A 25935-nucleotide genomic window follows, 5' to 3' on the forward strand; every position below is an offset into this window, starting at 1 on the left:
TCTATACAAAAGTAGGCTTCATCTCTTTTATTTGACAGCCCGTTTCTCATCACCCAAATTAGCTGCATCATGCTAATTTGATGGATAGAAAACTACGTTACACATTCCTGTTTATTTTCCTGAGCGGGGTTGCCTATGGGCAAACCACACGCGAAAAACTTAAAAAGATAAGGGTAGATCATTTTTTTACCTGCACGCTCGATCAGTTGATGGATACCCTCGCTGCCGAGTACGATATCCCCATTGTTTTTGAGCGCGACTCGCTGATGCAGATGGATATTACCGAGCACTTTTTTGATGAACCCTTAGGTAAGGTTTTAAAGTTTGCCTGTAAAGCCAATGGGCTTCAATACTGGATAGAGAACGATGGTACCCTCTACATTCTGCAAAATCCGGATGACCTGCCCCGCCTCAAAAAACGCTACGAGCTTAACCAAACCGCGCGCGGCTTTAAACCGGTGATATTGCCACCGCCTGCCAACGCGCCCAAGCATTTTATGTTTGCCTTAACCGGCCACGTTACCGATCAGAAAACGGGCGAATCGCTGCCCGGTGCCAGCGTGCGCATTCGTGGTACAGATCTGAGCGCCCTAACCAACACCAGCGGTAATTTCACTATACTCGATATCCCTTCAGACACCTCGGTGGTTGATGTATCGTTTATTGGTTACCAGCCGGATATTTTCCGTTTGGATAGCAATAGCGTTAAGGGGAATATAAGTTTTTCGCTCTACCCCTCGTTAAACTCGCTTAGCCAGGTGGTTATCACAGGCAGAAAGAAGGGCGTGCTGAACACCGATAGCAAAAAGGTGAGTGTGATACAGCTTACGCCGGCGTTGCTTGATAAACTGCCCAACATTGGCGAAAAGGATATCATGCGCTCCTTTCAGCTGATGCCGGGTGTTGCAGCCACAAACGAATCATCATCAGGGATCTATGTACGCGGCGGCACACCCGACCAGAACCTGGTTACCTTTGATGGCTTCACTATTTACCAGGTAGATCACCTGTACGGCTTTTTCAGTGCTTTTAACAGTAACGCCGTGCGCGATGTGGAGCTGTACAAAGGTGGCTTTTCGTCCAAGTATGGTGGCCGGCTCTCCAGTGTTACCGAGGTGCGTGGTAAGGATGGCAATAAGAAAGAAGTTAACATTGGCGGCGATATCAGCCTGCTTAGTACCAATGTTTATGCCGAAACACCTGTTGGCTCAAATGCCTCAGCTTTAATAGCTATCAGGCGTTCGTACCAGGGGCCGCTGTATAATAAGCTGTTTGGGCAATTTAACTCCAGCGCTGCCAATACTGGTGGTGGTGCTATCCGGGGCGGCCCCGGTGGCGGCGGCGGTGGTTTCAATAATCAAACCACACCATCATCATACTTTTACGATCTGAATACCAAGTTCACCTACGCGCCATCTACCAAAAATACGTTTAGCTGGAGCCTTTACACAGGTGCCGACAGGTTGGATAACAGCCGCGAAATGACTTTACCGTCCTTCCTTGCTTCATCGGGCGGAACGCTTAACATTGCCGATGATACGCACTACGGCAACCTGGGTACCAGCGTAAAATGGAACACCACGCCAAGCCAGAAGCTGTTCGGGAGCACGGTGTTGAGTTACTCCAGTTTCTTTAGCGACAGGGATCGCGGCACCACCGGCACCATAACGGATAGCGCTACCACCACAACCATCAATAATGGGATATTAGAGAATAACCGGTTAAAGGATGTGGGTATAAAATCTGACTGGGAGTGGAACGCTGCATCAAAAATTAAAGTGCTGTTCGGCGGTTTTAACTCTAATGTGAAGATAGACTACACCTACACCCAAAACGATACCACAACGCTTATCAATCAGCATAATTCGGGCTCAACAACGGGCGCCTACACCGAGCTGGAATACGAGCCCAACGGCAGGTGGCATATCCAGCCGGGGTTCCGTACAACTTACTTTTCTCAAACGGGTAACCTTTATTACGAGCCGAGGTTATCCGCCATTTATCACCTTACCGATCATATTAACCTGAAAGGCGCCACAGGCAGGTTTTACCAGTTTACCGATCGGGTGATCCGCGAAGACGTAGCAGGAGGCGACCGTAATTTTTGGGTGCTGGCCAATAACAGCAATATCCCGGTAGGGGTATCAGATCATTTTATTTTAGGCACCAGTTACGAAACTGATAAGCTATTATTTGATGTAGAGGGCTATTACAAAAAGCTAAACGGGCTTACCGAATATTCTATCCGCCAGCTTGGCGGTGGGCCCGGCGGTGGTGGTCCAATGGGCGGTGGCGGAGGGGCAGCCACAGCTACAACCGTTACCGAAAACTTTTACAATGGCAGCGGCTATGCAAAGGGGATAGAGTTTCTGCTGCAAAAGAAAACCGGCGTGTACACCGGGTGGATAAGCTACACGCTTGCCGAGGCTAAAAACAAATTTGATGCTTATGGTACCAGTTATTTTTCTGCTGCGCAGGATATAAGGCACGAGTTTAAATCTGTAAACATGTACCACCTGCAACGCTGGAGCTTTGCCGCCACGTTTATATTCAGCACCGGGCACCCATACACCGCGCCTGCCGGCGTTTATAATATCAACACTTTGGATGGGAATAAAATAAGCTACCTATCGGTAAGCGAAAAAAATGGCGAGCGTTTGCCGGCCTACCACAGGCTTGACCTATCGGCCACATACGACTTGCTTAAAACCGATGCCACCAAAATAGGCAGTATCAGTTTCTCACTGTTTAACGTGTATAACCACCGCAACACATGGTACAACGAGTACTACATCCGCGGCAACCAGGTGGTTACCACTACAGTTAAGTACCTGGGCCTAACCCCCAATATCACCCTCAGCCTAAAACTAAAATAATGGTAAAGAGAATTTTATATAGCCTCCTGGCTATAAGCACTGTACTTTCATCCTGTAAAAAGGATGGCACGGCAACCGTAGCCGAAAGACCTGTTGTGATTAGTTACCTGCTGATGGGACACCCGGTAAAAGTTAATTTATATGAGCAAAAAGCCTTTAGCGATACGGCAGCTTATGGTGCGCGCATAGGTGGTTTACAGTTGGTATTATCTGACGGGACGCAAACCGTACAACTCGCCGAAACCACAACCGGTATTTATACTTATGCCGATTCGACATTTCTGCAAGCCGGCAAAACGTATACTTTGCAGTTTGCCTATAAAAATAGCGTGATAACGGCAAGTAGTTTAATGCCCGTTTATACCACCAATTACACAGCCTCAACTACTAAGTTTGCCATCCGGGTTGGCGTAACGCCTTTAGAGTCGGATTCCACTGCGGTTAGGTTTAGCTGGAATAACCCTGATTCTTTATATCATGTGCTTGTTTTTAAATACGATGAAGCCAATACCTATGCCAACGGAAATGGTAACCTGCCGTCGAATTTTACCGTCAATGCCAAAAAGGTAGATTCTTATGATGTGTCATACAGGCCGTTTAGGTATGCCGGGGAGTACAGCGCCATACTGTATACCGTAAATAAAGAGTATAGCGATATCCTCACCACCAATACCAACACCAATTCGCAGCAGTTGAATAATCCGCCTGGAAATATTACAAACGGCTATGGCATATTTACCGCCATGCAGGCAGATACCATCAGGATGAGCCTTACCAATTAACGCACGTGTCGTGCTAAACAGTAGGTGTATATAGCCCGGTTGATCTTAGATCTCCGGGCTATATACGTTTGTAGCCGGCTGGCTAAATACCTCCGTAGATTTAAAAAATACCCGCCTTATGCTTTTTTTAAAAGCCGTTTAATACATTTGATAAAGGTTACCCCAACCGAGCCAATTTAATAAACCAATTGCGACAAACCCTTAGCGGGACCGTACTGTAATAAATTGTATGCCAACCAAGTGCATGCATATTTAACGCGTAATATGTTTTTGGGCGAGCGGAGCAGGGTATAAGTTTTAATAGAATCGTATTAATGTAGTACCATGAGTTTTAAAAATAAAGTAGCCATAGTAACGGGAGCAGGCCAGGGCATCGGGTTTGAAATTTGCAGGATGCTGGCAGAACAAGGCGCAAAGGTTGTATTGAACGATATTGACCCGGCACTCGCGGTTAAAGCATCAGCGATGATAGACGGTGGCCAGGCCGGCAATTGCCACGCTATGCCGGGCGATTGCAGCAACGTGGGCTTTATTAACGAAATGGTTGCCACTGCTGTAACTTTATACGGGAGCCTGGATATTGTAATAGCCAACGCGGGGATAACCCTGTATGGTGATTTCCTCACCTATTCGGAGGAAGATTTTTCGAAGGTAATGAAAGTGAATTTGGCAGGCACCTTCTTTTTAACACAGGCGGCAGCAAAACAAATGAAGCTGCAGGGTAAAGGCGGATCCATTTTATTTATGTCGTCGGCAGTGGGGCACCAGGCACTCAAGAGTTTGGCCGCCTACGCCATGACCAAGGCCGCATTAGAAATGCTGGCTAAAAATCTGGTCATCGAGTTATCACAATACAGAATAACGGTAAACACCGTAGCACCCGGTGCCACCTTAACAGAACGCACCATCCAGGAAGCTGATTATGAGCAGATCTGGAAAACCATAACACCCATGGGTCGCCCGAACCATGTATCAGACATTGCAAGCACCGTTTTATTTTTGGTGTCTGACGGAGCAAGGCAAATTACCGGGCAAAGCCTGCTGGTGGATGGCGGATGGACCGCTGTAAGCGTTTTGCCAGACGGACTAAAATAATTGTTCGGCATCGCTGCTTTTACCTTTTATACCAACTCTGTACCCATCTTTTTCTGCGCCATCGGCGCTATCGCTTTGTAGCATCAGGAAGGATAGAATTTTTGCGCCGTTAGGTGCAATCTATAAATGACGTGCTCGCCAAAACGGGCAATAGCTTATTTAAACTTATTCTAAATAATATTGGGAATTTAGCGCAAAGTTTTTATTTTTGCGTCAGATTAGAATTAATCTAAATAAAAACAGCATGAAAAAACTCTATACAATTTTACTGCTTATACTCTCCGTTAGTCTATACGCGCCGCTACTTCTCGCACAATCTAAAACCGGAAACATAGCCGGTACTTTAAGAACCAGTGATGGCAAACCTGCCGCTTATGTAAGCGTAGGCCTTGCAGGTACCAATAAAGGCACCACAGCAGATGAAGACGGTAAATACGAACTTAAAAATATTAAACCTGGTAGCTACACCCTTAAAGTTTCATTTGTTGGCTTAAAAACACAGGAACAGCCTGTAACAGTAACCGCTGGTAACACCAGTCGGGTAGATTTTAACTTAACCGAGAACTCATCCCAACTTAAAGAAGTTGTTATCACTGGCTCGCAAACCCTTAATAAGCCGGTATCTTTAGGTAAAGCTAATATCCGTCCACTGGATCTGCCGCAAAGTACAGGTGTTATCAGCAGCACCGTAATTGCCGATCAGCAAGCGGTTCGCCTGGGCGATGTGCTTAAGAACGTAAGTGGTGTTTCGCTTACACAAACCCGTAACGGCGTAGCCGAAACCTTTTCTGCACGTGGCTACAGCATTGGTGTGGCCGGTTCTGGTGGCAGCATCTTTAAAAACGGCATTATATCTAATACGCAGGGTTTCCCTGATGCAAGTACCTTGGAATCGATAGAAGTGCTTAAAGGCAGTTCTGCGTTGCTATACGGTAACGTATCAGGCGGGGTGGTGATCAATATGGTTACCAAAAAACCAAGGTTCGACTGGGGCGGATCGGTATCTATGTTGCTCGGCAGTTACAACCAATACAAGCCAACGCTTGATATTTACGGCCCTATAACCAAAAACCTGGCTTTCCGCGTAGTTGGTACGCATGAAGATGCTAAAAGCTACCGCGATGTAGTGAACACGCACCGTACTTATATCAACCCATCATTACTTTATAAAATAGGCCAAAAAACCGATGTGCTTTTTCAGTTTGATTACTTAAAATCAGACCTGGTGCCTGATGCAGGCGTGGGCATACCCAATAACCGTATTACGGTAACCGAAGTGCCAAACGAGCCTCGTAACCGCTTTATATACCCTAACTGGGCTTATAATAATACCAAACAAACCTCGGGTTACTTAACCGTAAACCATAAATTTAACGATAACTGGAAACTAAATGCTATCGGTGCCATTCAAAACACACGCATAAATGGCTTTGGGGTGGGCGTGCCTACCACAATTGCTGCAAACGGTGATTGGAACAGGGCTTTGAGTGCTGTAAGATCGGGCGAGAAAGATTATTCCGCTCAATTGAACTTAAACGGAAACTTTAAAACAGGCCGTTTCCAGCACCAGTTGTTGCTTGGGTCAGACTTTACCCGGATAGTAACCGAGGGCAATACCTTTAAATACACCTCCGCTGCCGGCGTTGTTGGTACCGCATACGACAAGATCAATATCAACGATCCGGCTACGTTTAACGCCCGTAATGATATCCCCTCTATCGCCGATACTGCCCGTACCATTACCCCGCAGAACCGTGCCGGTATTTATATCCAGGATCTGATCAGCTTAACCAGTAAATTTAAAGTACTGGCCGGTGTACGCTGGTCGTACCAAAAAGCCATCCAGTCTACCATATTTAACTACGATAAGCAGTTAGAAAGAAGAGGCACTGCCGCGGATAAAACCGACAAGGCTTTCTCACCTAAATTGGCTTTAATTTATCAGCCACAGCAAACTACTTCGGTTTACGCAAGCTATACCAACAATTTTACCATCAATTCGGGTACCGATATTTTTGGCAATAACCTTAAACCATCATACATCAACCAGTATGAGTTGGGTATGAAGAACGAATTCCTGAATGGCCGTTTATCAGCCAACGTAAGCCTTTACCGCATCCAAAACAGTAACCTGGCCCAAACAGCACTGATCGATCAGAACGGCAACCCAAACACCAATGCCAACGTTAGGCAGTTGAATGGCGAGACCACCAGCGATGGCTTTGAGGTAGATGTTAATGGTGCGCTATCTAAAAACTTTTACTTTATAGCTGGTTACGGGTATAACTTTATGCGCTATACCAATACTACTGGTGAGGTAGGCTCGCAAGTAGAGGGCGAGAAATTGATTAACAACCCTGCACATACTGCAAACGGCTCTATCTTTTACACCTTTGATAAAGGCAGTATAAAAGGCTTTAAACTGGGTGCTTCGGCATTCTACACCGGCAAACGTAACGGCGGCAATAATAACGTTGTCGGCCTTAAGGGGGGCTTAAATAACACTACCGCCGCCTTGTCATCTTATAACGCATTATTTCCTTTAAAGGGTTTTGCAAAAGTAGACCTTTCCGCAGGCTATAGCTTTAAGCACGTATCATTACTGGCTAAGGTTTCCAATATCTTCGATACCATGAATTATATCGTACACGATCGTTACAGCCTTAACCCCATCCCGCCGCGCATGTTCGCAGCAACATTGGGGTACAAATTCTAAATTCTGGTTTAATACAATAATTAACCGGGCGCGTAAAGTGCCCGGTTTTTTTACGAATTTTAAATTTTATGAAGAGAGTCCTCCTCGTTGTTTTTATGCTATCGGCATTTACAGCCAATTCGCAGGTATTACGCACCCGGGTAACTAAACTAATGGGCAGCCGCTGGCAAATCAGCATCGTGGCTAAAGACTCTATTTCGGCCGAGCAAAATATAGATACCGTGATAGCCGAAGTCACCCGTATTGAGTACCTGATATCCGATTGGAAACCTCAAACACAGGTATCGCAGGTAAACGCCAACGCAGGGATCCGCCCGGTTAAGGTAGATAGAGAAGTATTTGAGCTGACCAAGCGCGGGCTTCATTTATCGCAGATAACCAGCGGCGCTTTTGACATCAGCTTCGCGGCGATGGACCGCATCTGGAAGTTCGATGGCTCTATGAAGGCTATGCCCACGCCGGAGGCTATTAAAAGATCGGTAGAGAAAGTTGGCTATAAAAACATTATTCTGGATAGCGTAAACTCCACTATATTTTTAAGGTTGAAGGGGATGAAGATTGGATTCGGTGCCCTTGGTGAAGGCTATGCAGCCGATAGATGCCGCGAACTGATGCTTTCGAGAGGAATTAAGGCCGGCATTGTAAACGGATCGGGTGATATGAGCACCTGGGGTAAACAACCCAATGGCGGCGACTGGACTATAGGCGTTACCAACCCTTTTAAAGAAGATACCATTATCGCCGTAGTACCTTTGCGGCAGGGATCAGTGGTGACATCCGGCAGCTATGAAAAATTTGTGGTGTTTAACGGAAAGCGTTACGCGCACATTATTAACCCCGCCACAGGCTACCCTGCAACCGGGCTGTGCAGCGTTACCATATTTGGCCCCAGTGCCGAAAAGGCTAACGGCTTCAGTACCTCTATGATGGTTTTGGGCAGATCCGCCGCCTTAAAATTTATTAAAAAATTCCCGGCGTACCGCTATATCATTATTACAGATACCGGCCGGATCTTTTCATCGCCAAAACTTCATCTTAAAAAACTGCAACTGAAAAAGTAAAGGCGCTTAGTAGCAATCGGACAGTACCTGGTTGTGCGATTGGTAATAGCTGATGCTTTTGCAGGTTTTGCTGCTACAGATAGTCTCCAGCAATTCCATTACATCTTTTTGCATCGCCAGCGATCCGCAGATCATCAGTACACCGCCGGCTTCAAGCGCGCCGGAGATATGTTCGGCGTCCCGTTCTATCAAATCGCTTACGTATTGTTTTTCCCCCTCGCGCGAGAATGCGGTATGGATGTTTGATAATTGCCCGGAAGCGTGGTTTTCCAGCAGCAAACTTTCGTACATCTCAAAACACGAGCGTTGCCTGAACCCGCAATACAGCCGGCAAGGTGTTTTAGTTGTGTTTTGGCTTATCATGCCTAAAAATGGCGCTATGCCCGTTCCGTTGGATACCAGGATCACTTCTTTAGCACTATCCGGGAAGTAGAAATGCTTATTTTCGACGATGCGCGCACGTACTTTTTCACCCGGTTGCAAACGGTGTAAAAAGCCAGATCCCAGCCCATCTGGCTGCAGTCTTACGCTTAAATGTACCTGGCCCGCTATTACGCCGATAGAATAAAGCCGCTCACGATGATCGTTCACGGGGTATATGGCCAGCAGATCGCCGGAATTTACACGCAGCCTGCGCTTCCCTTGTAATTGTATAGTAAATGTGCCATCGGTGCGGGTGGCAGATGTGGTGCCTGCAACTGTAAAGGTATCCAGATCCTTAGGTTGCGTATTTTGCAATTGGGGCAATACGTTTAGCGGGATGCCTGCCTGTTGCGACCATGCTTCGGCCCATAAGCTAAACTCCTGCGGAGACCGGTCGTTAACGGTATGGATATCGGTAAGCGGGCTGGCCCATTGCTGGTGCGAGAGCAGGCTGTTTACCTCGTACGCGAATTTGCAAAAATCGGGGTAGGCATGCGAGCCAAAGCCAAGTACCGAATAATGAACCGGGTTTTGCTGCGGGTGCTTTTTAACCAGAGCAGCAAATTTAGTGGCATTGGTGGGCGGATCGCCAAGCCCGTAAGTAGCAGTTAACACAATAATGTGTTTAGCCTCCGGGAAAACTGCGTAATTATTCAACTCCGTTACATGCGATCTTTCGCCGGCTTTGAGCAATGACCTATGGATAGCCTGCGCAAAACCAAAAGTATTGCCGTTCTCGGAGCCAACCAGGATAATAAAATTGCTCTCGCTGGCTTTGTACTTGTTTTTGGTGCGGTTTGCCCTGCGTTTCCAGGTAATGGCAAAGCCAGAATAGATAAAGAAAAGAATATTTACGGAAGCAATAGCCAGCACAATGGCCCAGATGCCGCTTGCCCGGCCGGTATGCAGATCAAGGCTCAGATTAGTGAGCATTACCGAAATGGGGTATTTTACCTCCGCCAGTATTTCGCCGGTAACCTGGTTGACCGCTACCTCACGGGTTTTGAGCTTTAGAGTATAGTAATCTTCCACATCCTCCGAGAAAGGGAATTCTATCGACTCAACATCAGAAAGCTTTGTTTCCTTAAAAATGGCAAACTCGGCCGCTTTTCTTTCAGGTTTGGATTGGATGGCGTCAAAGTCAATCTTGGGTGATTGCTTCGGCGTCTCTATCAATCCGAAACGGGCCAAGGAAAGATAAGTGCCGCTAAGCGCGATAATGAATATCGGTATCAGCGATAGCCGGCCCAACACTACGTGATAGTATTGTGCGAAGTTATCCCGCGCTATTTTGGTGAAAAAACGTTTAAGCCCGCGTTGCCGCTGTATGATGAGGATGGTGCCCGAAACGGTGATGAGCATCAGTAAAAATGCCGTAAGCCCGATAAAGAACCGCCCCGCCTCGTGCAAAAATAGCGAACGGTGTAATGCTGTTACCCATTGGAAGAACTCGCTTTGCTTCCCCGGGGTGCCGATGATCTTGCCGGTGTTTGGATCGATATACACCAGCAGCTTTTTTCCGTCGGCGTCGGTGCCTTTAACCTGCACAAAATGGTTTGCATCTACAGAAAGTTCGGTAATATCCGGATAAGCTTGCCGCAGCATGGGTAACGCCTGGGCAAGTGTTACTTCGTTAAAGCTATCGGCACGGTAAGGTTTTATTTTTTCGGCTACCGGTTGAAAGGCGAGGATAATACCGGTTACGGATGCAAGCGTGAGCAGAAGAAAGGAAGATACAGCCAGGGCTAAATGGCTGTATCTCCATACCGAAATGGTCATAAAGCAGAAATATTAATTAGCGCTGAACCTTACATAGCGGATATACCCCGTACCCTCGCTTTTGGCCGAAAGCGTTTCGGTAGTTAACGGGACCTCCAGGTCCTTTACGTTATATGCTTTGTCTTCCACAGCGCTTTCGAACCGTAGTTTATACCCCGCGTTTATTTTTGAATTTTCTATCTCAATAACATTCACGCTGCGGTCGCCGCCTGTTACCGAAGCGCCGGTAATGGCACTAACAGCCGCTGTGTTTTTTAAATGGAACTTGTTCCATTCTTTCAGTGTTTTGTACCACTTTTTATCAGAACCAAGCACGTACAGCGTTTTTTCGTAAGCACCCTTGTTATCCACCAGCGAAATGGAGATATACGCGCCTTCGCCAATATAATTGGTCATCTGGATCATACATTTATACTTGGTGGTTTGCGCGAATGAAGCGGATGCGCCGGCAAAAGTAAAGGCCAGTACCAAAAGGACTATTGAAGATATTTTAGACATAAATTTATTTCAGGAAGTTAACAGATACTTTGTTTTTAGATAAAGACTCGTTTTCGGTGGCCAGGTCAAATGCGGTTTCTTTAAAATTTGTTACCGCTTCTTTTTTGGCACCTATCGATAAAAGGTATTTCAGCATGGCATCATCTTTAGCTACCAAAGCTGCTTTATGTAATACGGTCATGCCTTCTTTGTTTTTGGCGTTCACGTCAATTCCCAAAGGCTCTATCCGTTTTAGGAGCGAAATATCATTTTTAGCAAGCGCCAGGTGGTAAAGCGTATTGCCATTCTTTTGCGCGGCGGTAATATCCAAGCCTTTTGCTTTCAGAATTTGCAACTTGGTATCAAAGTCTTCCGGCCTCGACCCGTTACTGCCCGGCCCTGTTTGGGGGCGGTAAGACTCAATTGCGTAGTACGCCAGGTTGTTGCCTGCTTTGTCTACAGCATTTAAATCAGCTCCTTTGGCTATCAGCAAACGCACTACATCGGGCGAGTTGCCCCGTACGGCCATTGCAAGGGCAGTTACCCCTTTTAAATTTGCCTGGTTAATGTTCTTAGTTTTTGGCACAAGGGTTAAAAGTACAGCAGTATCGCGGTTTCCGGCAGCTGCATTCATCAATACATCATTGCCCTCTTCATCGGCTTGGTTTACATCAACTCCTTTCGAAATAAAATATTCGATGATCGGGCCCTGGTTAGGCTTCCGCACAATATAGTGTAAAGCGTTTTCCCCCGTTTTGGCAGTTACCGTTGCCTTTAAGCCAACGCTTTCCAGGTACTGGTAAACAGGCAGGCCAATGCCAGGGCCACCACCACGCCTTGCGCCACCCTGCGCGGCCATTAATATGGCATTAGGGTTCGGTTTTACACCTTTCTCCACAAGCGTTTTCAATACATCAATGTTCCCAGCGCGTGCCGCATAGCTGAATGCGTTGTTACCTGCCGCATCGGTGCTGTTAAGGTCCAGCCCTTTAGCCACAAAATATTTGGTCAGCGCGAGGTCCTTATCATTGGCAATGGCCAGCAATAAAACATTTGCACCTTCTGCGCTCAGTTCTTTTTTCAGGTCGATACCGCGGGCAATAAACAGATCGTAGATCTTTGTATTCTGCTGGCCGCTGTTGGCAGCAAAAAGTAGCGGGGTGTAACCGTGGCTGTCTTCCAAATTAATTTTCGCGCCTTTATTTAATAGCTGTTCGGTGATCTCAGCATTACCGCGAAACGCGGCCCAATGTAAGTAAGTGCGGCCATCGTGTGTTAATTTGGTTATATCGTTACCGGGTTGGGTAAGCAAAAATTCAATAGTCGTGTTAGGTGCCTGGGCGTTAATGGCCAATACAACTGGGTCGAAACTCGAGGCATTAAACTGGGCAGGGTTATTTCCTTTATCTATCTCCGCTTTTACAGCGTTTACATCCGGCGCGGTTTGCCAGAATGATTGTTCTAACAGTCGGTTTTGCTGGGCCTGTGCAGAGATGATAAATAAGCACAGAAAAATTAGCGTAAGTAGTTTTTTCATACAATTTGCAGCTTTGTAAAGCGAAATGCAAAGCTAATAAGAATTAGTCTAAATAAGGATAGGATTTTTAAAATTGTTTGTATCTGGTACGCTTTGGATGTCACAGGCAACGTTTGCGTGGATTTTGCAGGACAACTATTAGGATAAAGCGCTTTAAAAGCAGTAATATCGTGTTTAGATATCCTTGTCTTAAACGCCTCCGGCACAACCTATAATTAACATGAAAAGATTTTTCAAATACCTGTTATGTTGCCTGTTCGGTTTCAACGGAATTGCGAATGCGCAACAATCGTCCGCATCATTCAAAACTTTTTACAATGTAAGAACCTATGGTGCCAAAGGAGATGGCAAGCAATTAGATAACAAAGCAATCGATAAGGCTATCAATGCTTGTGCCGCAGCAGGCGGAGGTACGGTTTATTTGCCGGCTGGTACTTATCTAAGCGGGAGCATCCATTTAAAAAGCAACATTAATTTATTTATAGATGCTGGTGCCACCATTTTAGGTGCCCCGCCCGAATTAAAAGCATATGACGACGCCGAACCGTTTACCGATACCGCTTACCAGGATGGCGGGCACACTTATTTTCATAACAGCTTAATTTGGGGTGAGAATCTGACCAACGTTTCTATCACGGGGCGGGGAATGATCAATGGCGGCGGCCTCACCAGTAAAGATCATGAACACATGGGCAACCCGACAGGTGGCGCCATAGGTACCGGCGATAAAGCCATCGCCATCAAGTTATCGAGCAATATCCTCATCAGGGATGTAACCATTTTTCATGGCGGGCATTTTGCTATTTTACTCACGGGGTGTAACATGGTAACGCTGGATAACCTTACTATCGACACTAACCGCGATGGCATTGATATAGATTGCTGCACCAATACCATGGTATCTAACTGCCGCGTAAATTCGCCAAACGACGATGCCATTTGCCCTAAAAGTTCCTATGCCCTAAACCGCCCTTTTATTACTGAAAACCTCACTATTGTTAATTGCCAGGTATCGGGCTTTAGGGAAGGCACCTTGCTTGATGGCACCATGATCCCGCAAAAGGCGGGCTGGTCTAACGGGCGCATTAAGTTTGGCACCGAATCTAACGGTGGGTTCCGCAACTGCGTGGTAACCAATTGCACCTTTCGGGCCTGCAACGGCCTCGCGCTGGAAGAGGTTGACGGCGGTATTATGGATAACATCATCGTATCCAACATCACCATGATGGATATTTCGCATTACCCAATCTACGTAACACTTGGCAGGCGTAACCGCGGGCCAAAGGCCACAACCAAAATGGGCGTAGCCAAAAATATCCTGATCAGCAATATTTCGGTAACCGGTGCCGACGCCATGAGCGGGATTCAAATAACCGGTTCACCCGGTTACCCGCTGGAGAATATCACACTGCAAAATATTTCGATTGAATACAAAGGTGGCGGCACAAAGGAGCAAGGCGGAAAGCCCTTCCCCGAATTGGAACGCGGCTACCCCGAGCCCTTCCTGTTAGGGCCAAACCCGGCTTACGGTTTGTTTGCCAGGCACGTAAAGGGGCTTCGCCTTTTCAATCTGTCCTTCACTACCAAAACCCGCGACGATAGGCCGGCGTTAATAGTAAACGATGTTAACGGCCTGGAGATAGACAGGTTTAAGGTACCACAGGTTGCCGGCAATGAATTATACCGGTTTACAGATGTAAGCAACGCAGACATTAGCAATGCTGCCTGGATAGATATTAAAAAATAAATCCATTTTTTTTCAGGATTTGATTTGCGCTAATAATAACTGGCTATCAAGGTTTTCGGCTGGATCTCTCCGGATCGGTGTGTTTAGTCAATATTAAATTTCGACTATTTTTTGGTTAGGTGGATTTAGAGGTCAACTTTATTTGCTATTTTAGTCTTTCAAACGGCCCGGTTCTAACATCGGTTTCTGCGCTACCTGCAGATCGTTTACAAGATTATTTTTGGCGGAGTAAAGAGATTACATCTGCTGTTTAAACTGTACAAAACAGAACGTTGCCCCTAATTTATTAATTACTATAATCAAAATCACAAGCAATGAGTAAAATCACAGTAAAAGACGGAACCGAAATTTATTACAAGGACTGGGGAACCGGGCAACCGCTATTTTTTCATCACGGCTGGCCATTGTCTGGGGATGACTGGGACACACAAATGATGTTTTTCCTTGAGCAAGGGTTTAGGGTTATAGCCCATGACCGCCGCGGGCACGGCAGATCGAGCCAAACAGCCACAGGGAACGAAATGGATACTTACGCGGCTGATGTAGCTGAACTTGCCGAAGCGCTTGATTTAAAAGATGCAGTGCATATTGGCCACTCTACAGGTGGAGGCGAAGTAATACGCTATGTAGCTAAATACGGAAAAGGCCGGGTAGCCAAAGCTGTGCTCATCAGCGCCGTTACACCGCTTATGGCACAAACGGAAGATAACCCGGATGGAATTCCATTGTCGGTATTCGACGGGATTCGCGAGGGTACAGCAACACAACGGCCACAATATTTCCAGGATTTTACCATTCCTTTTTACGGTTATAACCGTGAGGACGCTAAAATATCCCAGGGAGTTAGAGACAATTGGTGGCGCCAGGGTATGATGGGCGGCATAAAAGCGCATTACGACTGTGTTAAGGCATTTTCGGAAACGGATTTTACCGAAGACCTTAAAAGTGTAGACGTACCTGTATTGGTGCTGCATGGCGAGGATGACCAGATTGTTCCGTTTGAGCTTACGGCGGTAAAGGCTGTAAAGCTTTTGAAAAACGGAACACTTATTTCTTACCCGGGCTTCCCGCATGGTATGCCTACCACGGAGGCTGCAACTATTAATAAGGACCTTTTGGCTTTTATTAAATCATAAATAGAAACCGAGTATTGTTAAGTGGAGAGAGCCGTCGCTATTTATAGTGGCGGCTCTTTCCATTTAACTCTAAAGCGATCAGCTTAAGAAAACGTTGTGCGGTTATTTCATGTAGTAGATGATCCTGAACTCTGTCCTCCTGTTTTTTCGTTTTGCTGGTCGGTACATTTTATGGTGCCGTCGCTACCGTTTATCAATTTACTCTCGCCATAGCCTTTGAGGACGAGTCGCCCTTTAGCAATTACCCGTAAACAGGTAGGTGGTTAATTGGTTAACCCGGGTCATTTTTGGCCGAACACTCAAAGCTCGTAGCAACGGATGTACGCGAAGCCATCATCAAGTATTCGGGCCATTGGGGGTGCAGAAACAAACCGTCCCGGTCCAAAAAGCCCTGCTGGATTTCTTTCTGAACTAATCAGCATACGAAAGTACTTAAACCAGGAAAGGAGGCGTTGTTTAAGGGGTATGAAACCTGCTACTTGGCTATTAGGGTGTGGAAATTTCGAACTGTTTCTTAGACGACCAGAGGGGTTTATCATTTTTAACGTGACGTAACTCCAGCAGAAAATATTTATCACCGGGTTTTTTGTAAATATCTATTATAAAAAGCACCTGTCCCTTTTGCATCAATTCTACCAACAATTACCTGTACCGAACTTTTGCTTATGTCCAAATCTGGTCGTAAATGTATATGCTCTCTTGCTCCAATTGGAAGATTCTTTAGGCTGTCTTGATTTAAGTCCGCAATTTTAATTAGGAGTTTCGCAAGAGATCTCAGTCCTTCAGGGTCGTGGAGGTCGGATCGGCATTTACAATTATAATTTGCTTGGGGATTAATGCTATGTGGATATTGATAGATTCGGCACCTATACTCTAAAAAGGAGTAAAGAAAATTTATGGAGAATACTCATCAGCAATTACATCATGAATTTTTTAACATGCTTATTATAAAACCCATTGGGTACGTTTTGACAAGCGTAAATTTATCATCCCCCATTGACAGATTTAAAAATGAGGGGTGCCAATCACGCAATCTAAAACTTGTATTGTGTAACATTTATGTAACTTAGTATCCTCACATCTTAAACGGAAGCCGGTTGGTTTTTGATTTTTTCGATCATATCCCATGCGCCTAAAGTTTTATATATTCATTATAGTTGTATTTTTCTCATGCAACAATGCTTTTGGGCAAAGCAGTCAATATCGTTTCTCGCATCTGGATATAGCTGACGGATTATCGCACAACCAGGTTAATTGCATATTTAAAGATTCAGAAGGATTTATGTGGTTCGGTACTGCATCTGGCCTCAATAGATTTGATGGTTATACCAATAAAGTATTTCAGTATAATAGCGATAACAAAAATTCTGTTCGCGATGATTTTATCGATAAGATTTTTGAAGGTCCTGATCGGAAACTATGGATCTCTACAAGCGGTGGGTATTGCATTTACGATATTGACACAGAGTGTTTTAGTTACGATGTGCCGTCGTTGTCGCGCTCTTTGAAGCTCCCGGTTTACTCAAATATCGCTAAGATAGTACGAGCTGGTGCGTCGGATTTTTGGTTTCTATATCCCGATTCTGGTATTTACCGATATAATACCATAACCAAGCAAACAAAACGCTATTATCATAACGTTACTTCGGCTTGCTCTTTATACTCAAGCGCCATTGCAGATGTTACACCAGATAGCAAGGGCAATCTTTGGATTGTTTATGGTGATGCCACTGTGGAGATGATGGATGTTAAACATAATAAAATCATCTACCGTACCGACATTTTCAATAAGGCAACTCATCATAAAAGCAATTTTTACTCTTTAATGGTCGATCGGGATAACGATCTGTGGTTTTACGAACCGTATGCCGATCTGGGGGTATTTTATTACAAGCATTCAACAGGGGCCTTAATGCATATTGATAAGGAATCGGCAGGGGCAAAATTAAAGGTAAATATCATTACCAATATTATCGAGGCCGACGATGGCCGGATATGGATCTCTACTGACAATGGGGGGATTAATATACTGGATAAAAATAAATTTGAGATCACTTACTTACTGAACCGTGAAGATGATGCTAAATCGTTAAGGCACAATTCAGCAATACTCTATAAGGATAATTTGGGTATTATATGGGCCGGCACCTTTAAAAAGGGAATAAGTTACTATCATAAAAATATTATCAGGTTCCCACTCTACCGGCATTTTGCATCTGATCCAACCAGTTTAAATTTTGACGATATCAACAGATTTGCCGAGGATAAGCTGGGGAATTTATGGATTGGCACCAATGGAGGCGGACTAATTTATTTTAACCGCAAAACGGGTAAATTTACCCAATACAAACACGATTCGAAAAACACCAACAGCCTGGGCAATGATATTATTGTTAGCTTGTGTGTAGATCATGAGCAAAAGTTATGGATAGGCACCTATTTTGGTGGCCTGGATCGTTTTGACGGTAAAACCTTTACGCATTTTAGGCATGACGATAAATTAGCTACCAGCGTCGCTGATGACAGGATCTGGAGTATTCTGGAAGACTCCTCGCACCGGTTATGGATAGGCACGTTTGCAGGAGGGCTTGAAATTTTCGATCGGTCAAAAAATATATTTTACCATCCCTTTAAGCAAAAAGATATAAGATCATTGATGATATCATCGATCTTTGAAGATAGGCTGGGCAATATCTGGATAGGGGGGTATTTTGGGGTGGATGTCATATTAAAAAATGGCGACCGTGTAATTCATTACACCTCAGATAAAAACGAGCCAAATAGTTTAGTTAATAACAATATTAAGAGTATTACCGAAAATAGCCGTGGTCTGATCTGGATCGCGACAGAAGGCGGAATGAGTATTCTGGATCCTAAAACAAACACTTTCAGGTCGTTGGCAAAAAAAAACGGACTTCCTGCTAATTCAATATCAGATGTGAAAGGCGACAACGAGGGAGGGATGTGGCTAAGTACCTCAAAAGGTTTAAGCCATGTTACGCTCACGCCTGCAAATAAAGGTAATAGCTTTCGTTTTGAAAACTTTCATGAAACGGATGGCTTACAGGGGCAGGAATTCAACGCAAGTTCGGGCCTAAAGACCCGCAACGGCGAATTGATATTTGGAGGCGGTGACGGTTTCAATATTTTCGATCCGGCGACCATAAAGTCTACTAACAACAGGCCCAAATTAATTTTTACTGATTTTCAGTTGTTTAACAAAAGTATCTCGGCCAATGAAGCTGTTGATGGGCATGTAGTGCTCTCAAAATCTATATCGGTAACCCGTCAGATCATACTTAATCACAGCGAAAATGTCTTCTCCATACAATTTGCAGCACTTGATTTTTTTAGCCCTGGCAAAGTGAAATACCAATACACGCTGGAAGGGTTTGATAAAGGCTGGGTAAATGCTGACAACAAAACGCGTAAAGCCGGATATACTAACCTGGATGAGGGCGATTATGTGTTTAAGGTACGGGCCTCCAACGCAGAGAATGCCAGGGATCCGGATCATATTTTTTTAAAAATTAAAATACTTCCGCCTTTTTACAAATCAACCTTAGCCTACATTATCTATTCGGTATCGTTTGTTACCATTTTGTTGTTAATCCGCCGAAGGGGAATAAAAAAAATCAGAACACAATTCATTGCTGAAAAAGAGAAACAAGAAGCAAAATTACTAATTGAAAAGGAGAAGCAGGAAGCAAACCTCCTAATTGAACAGGAGCGGCAGGAGGTGAGGCGTATGCAGGAACTTGATCAGATGAAGATTAAATTCTTTACGAACGTAAGCCACGAGTTCAGAACACCGTTATCCCTCATTATGGCACCTGTAGATAAAATGCTGAATTGTACAAAAGATGCTGACCAGACGCAGCAATTAAGTATGGTAAGGAAAAACGCAGGACGATTGTTGAATATGGTAAATCAGTTGCTCGATTTCAGGAAAATGGAGGTACAGGAATTGAAGCTGCATGCCAAAAGTGGTGATATCATTAAGTTTGTTTCGGAGATCTCATTCTCTTTTACCGATATAGCTGAAGAAAAAGGTATTGGGTTTGCTTTTGATACAGATACCGAAAGCATGATAACACACTTTGATCATGATAAGATCGAAAGGATACTATTCAACCTGCTTTCAAATGCTTTTAAATTTACCCCGGGAGGGGGGCATGTAAGTGTTTTGCTGAATTTAGACGAGGAAAAATTTGATGATGCAAGCCAAGTTCTTGAAATTAAAGTTATTGATACTGGTATTGGTATCCCTGCCGATAAACTGGATAAGGTATTCGAACGTTTTTTTCAGCACGATGTTCCGGGTTCATTACTTAACCAGGGCAGTGGAATTGGCCTGGCCATTACACGGGAGTTTGTTAAAATGCATAAAGGTGAAATTACGGTGGAGAGTGAGCTTAACCATGGCAGTTGTTTTACCATACACTTACCGTTGCAATTAAATGATTCAATGGCGTCTTTAAATTTTGTTGATACAGAAAGCGATAACGAAATAAGTACATCATCAATCATAGACACCAATATTGTACCGAGGCATCATTTAACTGATAAAAAGCCAACGGTGTTATTGGTAGAGGATAATGAGGATTTCCGCTTTTATTTGAAGGACAACTTGAAGGAAATATTCTTTATTGTAGAAGCCTCGAATGGGAAAGAAGGTTGGCAAAAAGCTTTGTCGCAACACCCTGATATTATGGTTACTGACATAAGTATGCCCGAAATGAACGGCATTGAACTTTGCAAAAAGATAAAAGCTGATAAACGCACCGCGCATATCCCCGTCATCTTACTAACCGCAATAACCGGCGAAGAGGAACAGTTGAAAGGGCTGGAAACAGGTGCCAATGATTATATGACCAAGCCTTTTAACTTCGAGGTTTTGCTTTCAAAAATTAAAAACCTGCTACTATTACAGGAAACGTTTAAACGTACTTATAAAAAGCAAATGACTGTACAATTGGAAGATATACCGATGCAGTCAAATGATGAAGTTCTTTTGAGAAATGCGGTCAGCTATATAGAGCAAAACATCACCAACTACAACCTGTCTGTAAAGGAGTTGAGCGAACAAATGAATATGAGCCGTGTGTCGCTTTATAAAAAAGTTTTAATGCTAACGGGTAAAGCACCTGTAGAATTTATAAGATTCATTAGGTTAAAAAAAGCCGCCCAGTTACTCGAAAATAGCCAGATGAGCATCAGCCAGGTTTCTTATGAGGTTGGTTTTAACACCCCTAATTACTTTACCAAAATGTTTAAGGACGAATATGGTATGCTTCCTTCTGAATATGTTAATGCAAACCGCAAAGACAAATCCTTACGGAATTAGTACCTAAGGGGCGCCGTTAACATTTTGTGTAGCCCAATTTTATAACCTTATTGAAATCAACCAGACTAAATACCCTCCGAAACGGGTAAATAAATTCTTCCTATTTGTGTAATCTTCTTATTTTAAGTTGTTTATGTAGCAGGATTCAATTAATGCGAAGCAAAAAGCGTTTTGGGAACAAATAGCCACAACCATGCGCGATTTTGATGAACATCTGATGTTTGCCAGTGCCAACGAGCCTCCAGTTGACAATGCTGCACAGATGGCCATACTTGGCTCCTATCATCAAACTTTTGTAAATGCAGTTAGATCAACCGGCGGCCGCAACAGTTACCGGGTGTTAGTGGTTCAGGGCCCGTCAACTGATGTTGACAAAACTAATGATCTGATGACTACTCTTCCCTCAGACAAAGTGGCGTCTCGGATGATGGTTGAGGTGCATTACTATTCGCCATTTCAATTCTGCGCGTTAGAAGAGGATGCCACCTGGGGCAAAATGTTTTACTACTGGGGTGCAGGGCATCATTCGACTATTGAACCCGACCGTAATGCCACCTGGGGAGAAGAAGATGCGGTAAACGCCACCTTCGCCAAAATGAAGGCCAAATTTGTAGACAAAGGTATTCCCGTTCTGTTGGGCGAGTATGGCGCCTACAGGCGTAACAACAGCGCACATGTGCCGTTGGACCTTGCAACCCACAACGATGCCGTAGACTATTGGTTAACATATATTACAAAACAGGCTAAAGCTAACGGGATGCTGCCGTTTTACTGGGATACAGGCGGTGCTTTGGATAGGAAAATTTACACTGTAAAAGATCAACGTACTATTGTTGCCATCAAGGCCGGTGCTAATTAAAAACGGAAGGCCGATCTGCAAATTACGTAGAGCTATTGAAATACAGTACTGCCGGTTTAATGGAATAAAACAACTTTTCCTGATGCCGGCAGTATCTGAATAGCTCGACTGTTTATTCGCTTGAATGTAACAAGCTGCCAATATTGAAAATTTATCTGCTATATTTTTTTGCTACGATTTTCATAAAGAGTTTAACGTCGTCCGAAATAGTGAGATCACCAGACTTATCAAAGCGTTTTTCTGATCTATAATGGATGCCCCAATCTGTTCGATCAATGATCAGCGCGCCGTTCACCACGACAGTTCCGTCCATTCCGTCCCTAAAAAGCATTTCGGCTGGAAAAGTAACTACCTTCGTGATCCCTTCAATGGTCAGGTTCCCTGTAACTTTTATATTTGTGATAGCTTCAATGGTCATGTTCCCGTTCCCTGTAACTTTTCCATCATTCTTTATTTCAACCTTTGTAATTGCAAATGTAGAAACAGGGAATTTTTTGATATCAAAAAATCCAGGTAATTTATTGTGTGAACGTTGATGATCAAATTTTTGTTCAATTGTATTCATGTCGACTTCAACTGCGCCGCCCACCAGATGACGGTTGTCGATCAACAATTCTCCTTTTAATATATCGACGTCCCCTGTACTCGAACCATCACTAAGTAACACAGGACCTTCCCATGCACCAAGTAGCATAGAACCTTTCCATATTACAGCGCTTTGCTTCGTATCTATGATATATTTTTTCTGACCCTCTTTACGATAAAAGTCCGTGATGGTCTTTCCATCATAACGATACATTCCGGTCGCAGATCCAAACCAAATACTTCCATCGTTAGCTTCCAAAAGCCCAAAAAAAGCATCTCCTGACATAATTTCGGTTACAGTGGGCTTATTACTATACAAGGACTTTGCATCATAACGGGAAAGCGCCCAAACCGCCACATGAGCAGAATTTACCGGACCGGTAGTCCAGATGTTTCCTTTTTTATCTTCGATTATAGCATAGGCACCTCTGTCCGATACCTTAGCAAAGGTACTGCCGTCATAGCGCCAAAGGCCATTGGTCACGTCACCAAGCCAAATATTGCCTTTTCTATCTTCCATTATACCCCAAACGTTTGTAAAAGTTTTGCCCTTATGGATTAACGGGGTAAATGTTTTTCCGTCATAAACGAAAGCATCGCCCCTTGTGCCAACCCATAATTTCCCGGTTTTATCTTCAATGATTGTAGTAATATCATTATTCCAATTTCCTCCTTTATAAACACGCGAGGGGTTCGGATTTTTTAAATTTCGAAAAGATTTCCCATCGTAACGACTTACTCCACCTCCAGTGCCGAACCAAATAATGCCGGCTTTATCTTCATAAACAGACATAACCCGATTATTGGCAAGTCCCTCCGTGGTAGTGAAATGTTGAATGGATTTCCCGTTGTAATAATAAACGCCTGAATCAGTAGAAGTGAACCAAATATTTCCTCGTCGATCTTCCAGGACATCCCAGAATCGGTGCGAACCTATTTTACCTGTAAGATTAGTAAAAGATTTTCCATCGTATCGAAAAACATCACCAAATGATGAGTTGTTCGGGCCAGCAATCAAAATGGTGCCATTTCTGCCTTTTTTTATATTACGAACCATTATGTTAGGCCCTATGTCTTTGATTTCGGACTTGATATTGTCTTTTGGTAGGCCTGTTTGGTTTTGTCCACAGGAAGTGAGAAAAACAGACGTTAAAAACAAGGCATAAACGTGTATGTGTTTCATAATTTATTTATTGATCCTATTAGAATTGATTCAGCGAATCTACTTTGATATTTTTCAGCCTGAGGAATCTGAATTGTAAATAAAAATGTAAACTTTGTAAATAAATCTTGACATTATGCGTGATAGCCTAAACCTCCTCTCCCGGAGACTGCAATTTCAACTTTGGCCAAAAACGGCATCGAAGTGAATGATGCCGATGCTAATATTATCTTGTTTTTTTATCTGATAGCAAAGAATTACAAGCAAAAGACTTAGCAAATACTTCCCGTGACCCTAACGAGTTTGTCGAACTCATTAAAATCAAGCTTGTTAGATAGGTGAGGCCTATTTTTAGACCCTTTTAAAGAATAGTATAGGAAATTAATAGTAATTGTCGAACACGATAAGGCCGAATGATAATATTTTGAGCCCCAGAATTTTAATGGCATAAAAAAAGGAAACACCACTGATATGGTGTTTCCTTAAGTAGAAGGAAGCGGCAATAGTTCGAACTTTCGTGATGATATACAAGCGATTGTAGACGCTAAAAATATTATTGATAAAATTGCTATTAATTAACATGGTATTTTAGAAAGAAGTATATCCTAGTGGAATATTATGAAATCGGCAATGTGAACCAAAATGTACTGCCTATCCCTATTTCGCTGTCTACTCCAATCGTCCCGTTATGTTTTTTGATAATTTCAGAACAAATATAAAGCCCAAGCCCCAAGCCCGTATAGGTATCCCCACTGTGATCTACTCTATAATAACGGTCAAATAGAGAAGGTAAATTTTTTGCCGGAATACCAACACCCTTATCAATAACTGAAACCTTTACCATGCCGGGAAAACTTTCAACCCGAACCCTAATTTCTTTAGAATCAGGAGCATATTTCATAGCATTAGTGACAAAATTTGTAACAACTTGCTCAATGCGGGAAAAATCTGCATAAACCTCCAGGGCGGCATCACCTTCAATCTGATAGGTAAAATCGCTTTCTTTAAGCACATTCTCACAACATTCGCTTATGGCAGTTAACAGATTATACTTTTGATGGTTAATTTGCAGCTGACCCTCGTCTGCTTTGCTTGTATTTAACAAATCGTCAATAAGGATATATACCTTATCCAAACTTTTATTAGCCTGCGTGATCAGCTTAGGAAACATGACAGGTGAGGGACTATTTTTCATCCTGTCTAACAATTGCAGGGAAGCCCTAAGACTGGTAATGGGTGTTTTCAGTTCGTGACTGGCAATATTTATAAAATCGTCTTTCTGTTGCTGCAATAAGCGTAATTCATGGATATCAGTAGCGGTACCGACCCATTGCAGGAGTTCACCATTCGGACTTTTTATCGGCATTAAACGGATCAGATGCCACCTGTAAGCACTATCAGCACGCTTACCCCGGATTTGGAATTCACCGCCTTCGAGACCTTTATATAGCATGCCAAACTGATTTAAACCCTCTGCAAGGTCATCGGGGTGGATTACTTCAATAAAGCCGTTCGACCCGCTTTGTTCGAAGTCCAGTCCTGTGTAGTCATACCACCGCCGATTGTAGAAATCAACTTTGCCGCTGATCGTGTTCGTCCACGCGATCTGCGGGATAGTTTCCATCATATTGCGAAAACGATTTTCACTTTCTGCCAATGCTTTTGCGCGGGAGGCCACCCGGTCTTCCAGTTCCAGGTTCAATTGGCTCAACTCCTCGTTGATCGATCTAACTTTTTCTTTCTCTTCAATAAGCAATTCATTTGATCTGCGTAATTTCTGTGCACTTTTCTCCTTCTCTTTATTTTGAAAGTGGAGTTCACGGTTAGCACGCACTAAATCAATCGCCTGAATTTGTAACTTTTCGTCGGAAAGTATTTTTTCAAGCCTGATTTCTGTATCTTTTAGTGCCCGCTGTATTTTTGCAGGCAGCGTAAATAGGTTATTTTTAGAGGCATAGTCTGTTACTCCGCTATTGATAAGGCCAACCGCATTTTCCTCCCCGATAATACCGGAAACAATGATAAATGGAAGCAATGGGTAACGGCTTTGTTTGATTTTAAAAGCGGTGACAGCATCAAATGATGGGAGAGAATAGTCTGAAAGGATAATGTCTGGAAGAAAGCTTTCCAACGCCCGCTCATAATCGGTACGGTTTTGAACAACTTTTGAAGTGAAATTTATACCCGACCTCTTCAGCTCACGGCAAAGCAGATCTGCATCTGCATCGAGGGTGTAAAATAAACTGTGTCAAAGTGTAATTAATTACCTTTAACATAGTTTAAGATGAAACAAGAAGAGTCGCTCGAGTACGAGCAAATGAAAAAGAAAGCCCTGGAGCAGCTTCGCTCGGGC

General features: G+C 43.9%; 14 protein-coding genes. 9 read left to right on the forward strand and 5 right to left on the reverse strand.

Going from position 1 to position 25935, the window contains the following annotated elements:
• The first annotated feature begins 80 nt into the window (after nucleotides 1-80).
• The 5 genes from ABIX36_RS11855 to ABIX36_RS11875 all read left to right on the forward strand — a co-directional run bounded on the left by ABIX36_RS11855 (nucleotide 81) and on the right by ABIX36_RS11875 (nucleotide 8530).
• Nucleotides 81-2876 carry a TonB-dependent receptor gene (locus ABIX36_RS11855; protein WP_348082376.1) on the forward strand — a complete coding sequence of 932 codons (2796 nt, stop codon included), beginning with the start codon at nucleotides 81-83 and terminating at the stop codon, nucleotides 2874-2876.
• The gene (locus tag ABIX36_RS11860) at nucleotides 2876-3658 is read left to right on the forward strand and encodes a DUF4249 family protein (RefSeq protein WP_348082377.1); all 783 of its coding nucleotides are present in this window, start codon (nucleotides 2876-2878) and stop codon (nucleotides 3656-3658) included. Before ABIX36_RS11855 ends, ABIX36_RS11860 begins: the two co-directional genes overlap by 1 nt.
• Before the next feature lie 324 nt (nucleotides 3659-3982).
• Nucleotides 3983-4753, forward strand: coding sequence for an SDR family oxidoreductase (locus ABIX36_RS11865; protein ID WP_348082378.1), 771 nt, complete (start codon nucleotides 3983-3985; stop codon nucleotides 4751-4753).
• 244 nt (nucleotides 4754-4997) lie between these two features.
• Nucleotides 4998-7469: a TonB-dependent receptor gene (locus ABIX36_RS11870; protein WP_348082379.1), complete on the forward strand. Its 2472-nt coding sequence runs from the start codon at nucleotides 4998-5000 to the stop codon at nucleotides 7467-7469.
• A 68-nt stretch (nucleotides 7470-7537) separates the two neighbouring features.
• On the forward strand, nucleotides 7538-8530 hold the full coding sequence (locus ABIX36_RS11875; protein ID WP_348082380.1) for an FAD:protein FMN transferase: 993 nt from the start codon (nucleotides 7538-7540) through the stop codon (nucleotides 8528-8530).
• Nucleotides 8531-8536: 6 nt separating this feature from the next.
• On the opposite strand, the gene ABIX36_RS11880 is transcribed toward ABIX36_RS11875, so the two are convergent.
• The 3 genes from ABIX36_RS11880 to ABIX36_RS11890 are packed head-to-tail and all read right to left on the reverse strand — an operon-like array spanning nucleotide 8537 to nucleotide 12746.
• Nucleotides 8537-10732 carry a PepSY domain-containing protein gene (locus ABIX36_RS11880; RefSeq protein ID WP_348082381.1) on the reverse strand — a complete coding sequence of 732 codons (2196 nt, stop codon included), beginning with the start codon at nucleotides 10730-10732 and terminating at the stop codon, nucleotides 8537-8539.
• A 12-nt stretch (nucleotides 10733-10744) separates the two neighbouring features.
• A complete protein-coding gene (locus tag ABIX36_RS11885) occupies nucleotides 10745-11230 on the reverse strand; it encodes a DUF2271 domain-containing protein (RefSeq protein ID WP_348082382.1) in 486 nt (161 codons plus the stop codon).
• Nucleotides 11231-11234: 4 nt separating this feature from the next.
• Nucleotides 11235-12746: an ankyrin repeat domain-containing protein gene (locus ABIX36_RS11890; protein WP_348082383.1), complete on the reverse strand. Its 1512-nt coding sequence runs from the start codon at nucleotides 12744-12746 to the stop codon at nucleotides 11235-11237.
• Between the two features lie 220 nt (nucleotides 12747-12966).
• Between ABIX36_RS11890 and ABIX36_RS11895 the strand changes: the two genes are divergently transcribed.
• The 4 genes from ABIX36_RS11895 (at nucleotide 12967) to ABIX36_RS11910 (ending at nucleotide 21835) form a co-directional block, all read left to right on the forward strand.
• Nucleotides 12967-14493, forward strand: a complete 1527-nt coding sequence (locus ABIX36_RS11895; RefSeq protein ID WP_348082384.1) for a glycoside hydrolase family 28 protein — start codon at nucleotides 12967-12969, stop codon at nucleotides 14491-14493.
• 314 nt (nucleotides 14494-14807) lie between these two features.
• The gene (locus tag ABIX36_RS11900; protein WP_348082385.1) at nucleotides 14808-15629 is read left to right on the forward strand and encodes an alpha/beta hydrolase; all 822 of its coding nucleotides are present in this window, start codon (nucleotides 14808-14810) and stop codon (nucleotides 15627-15629) included.
• Between the two features lie 1126 nt (nucleotides 15630-16755).
• On the forward strand, nucleotides 16756-20976 hold the full coding sequence (locus ABIX36_RS11905) for a two-component regulator propeller domain-containing protein (protein ID WP_348082386.1): 4221 nt from the start codon (nucleotides 16756-16758) through the stop codon (nucleotides 20974-20976).
• A gap of 148 nt (nucleotides 20977-21124) precedes the next feature.
• A complete protein-coding gene (locus ABIX36_RS11910) occupies nucleotides 21125-21835 on the forward strand; it encodes a cellulase family glycosylhydrolase (RefSeq protein ID WP_348082389.1) in 711 nt (236 codons plus the stop codon).
• A gap of 151 nt (nucleotides 21836-21986) precedes the next feature.
• Here ABIX36_RS11910 and ABIX36_RS11915 read toward each other — a convergent pair whose 3' ends face one another.
• Together ABIX36_RS11915 and ABIX36_RS11920 are read right to left on the reverse strand one after the other, a co-directional pair.
• On the reverse strand, nucleotides 21987-23603 hold the full coding sequence (locus ABIX36_RS11915; protein WP_348082387.1) for a two-component regulator propeller domain-containing protein: 1617 nt from the start codon (nucleotides 23601-23603) through the stop codon (nucleotides 21987-21989).
• A 595-nt stretch (nucleotides 23604-24198) separates the two neighbouring features.
• Nucleotides 24199-25713, reverse strand: a complete 1515-nt coding sequence (locus ABIX36_RS11920; protein ID WP_348082388.1) for an ATP-binding protein — start codon at nucleotides 25711-25713, stop codon at nucleotides 24199-24201.
• Nucleotides 25714-25935 lie beyond the last annotated feature (222 nt).

This window comes from Mucilaginibacter sp. (genome assembly GCF_039925265.1).
Taxonomy (GTDB): domain Bacteria; phylum Bacteroidota; class Bacteroidia; order Sphingobacteriales; family Sphingobacteriaceae; genus Mucilaginibacter.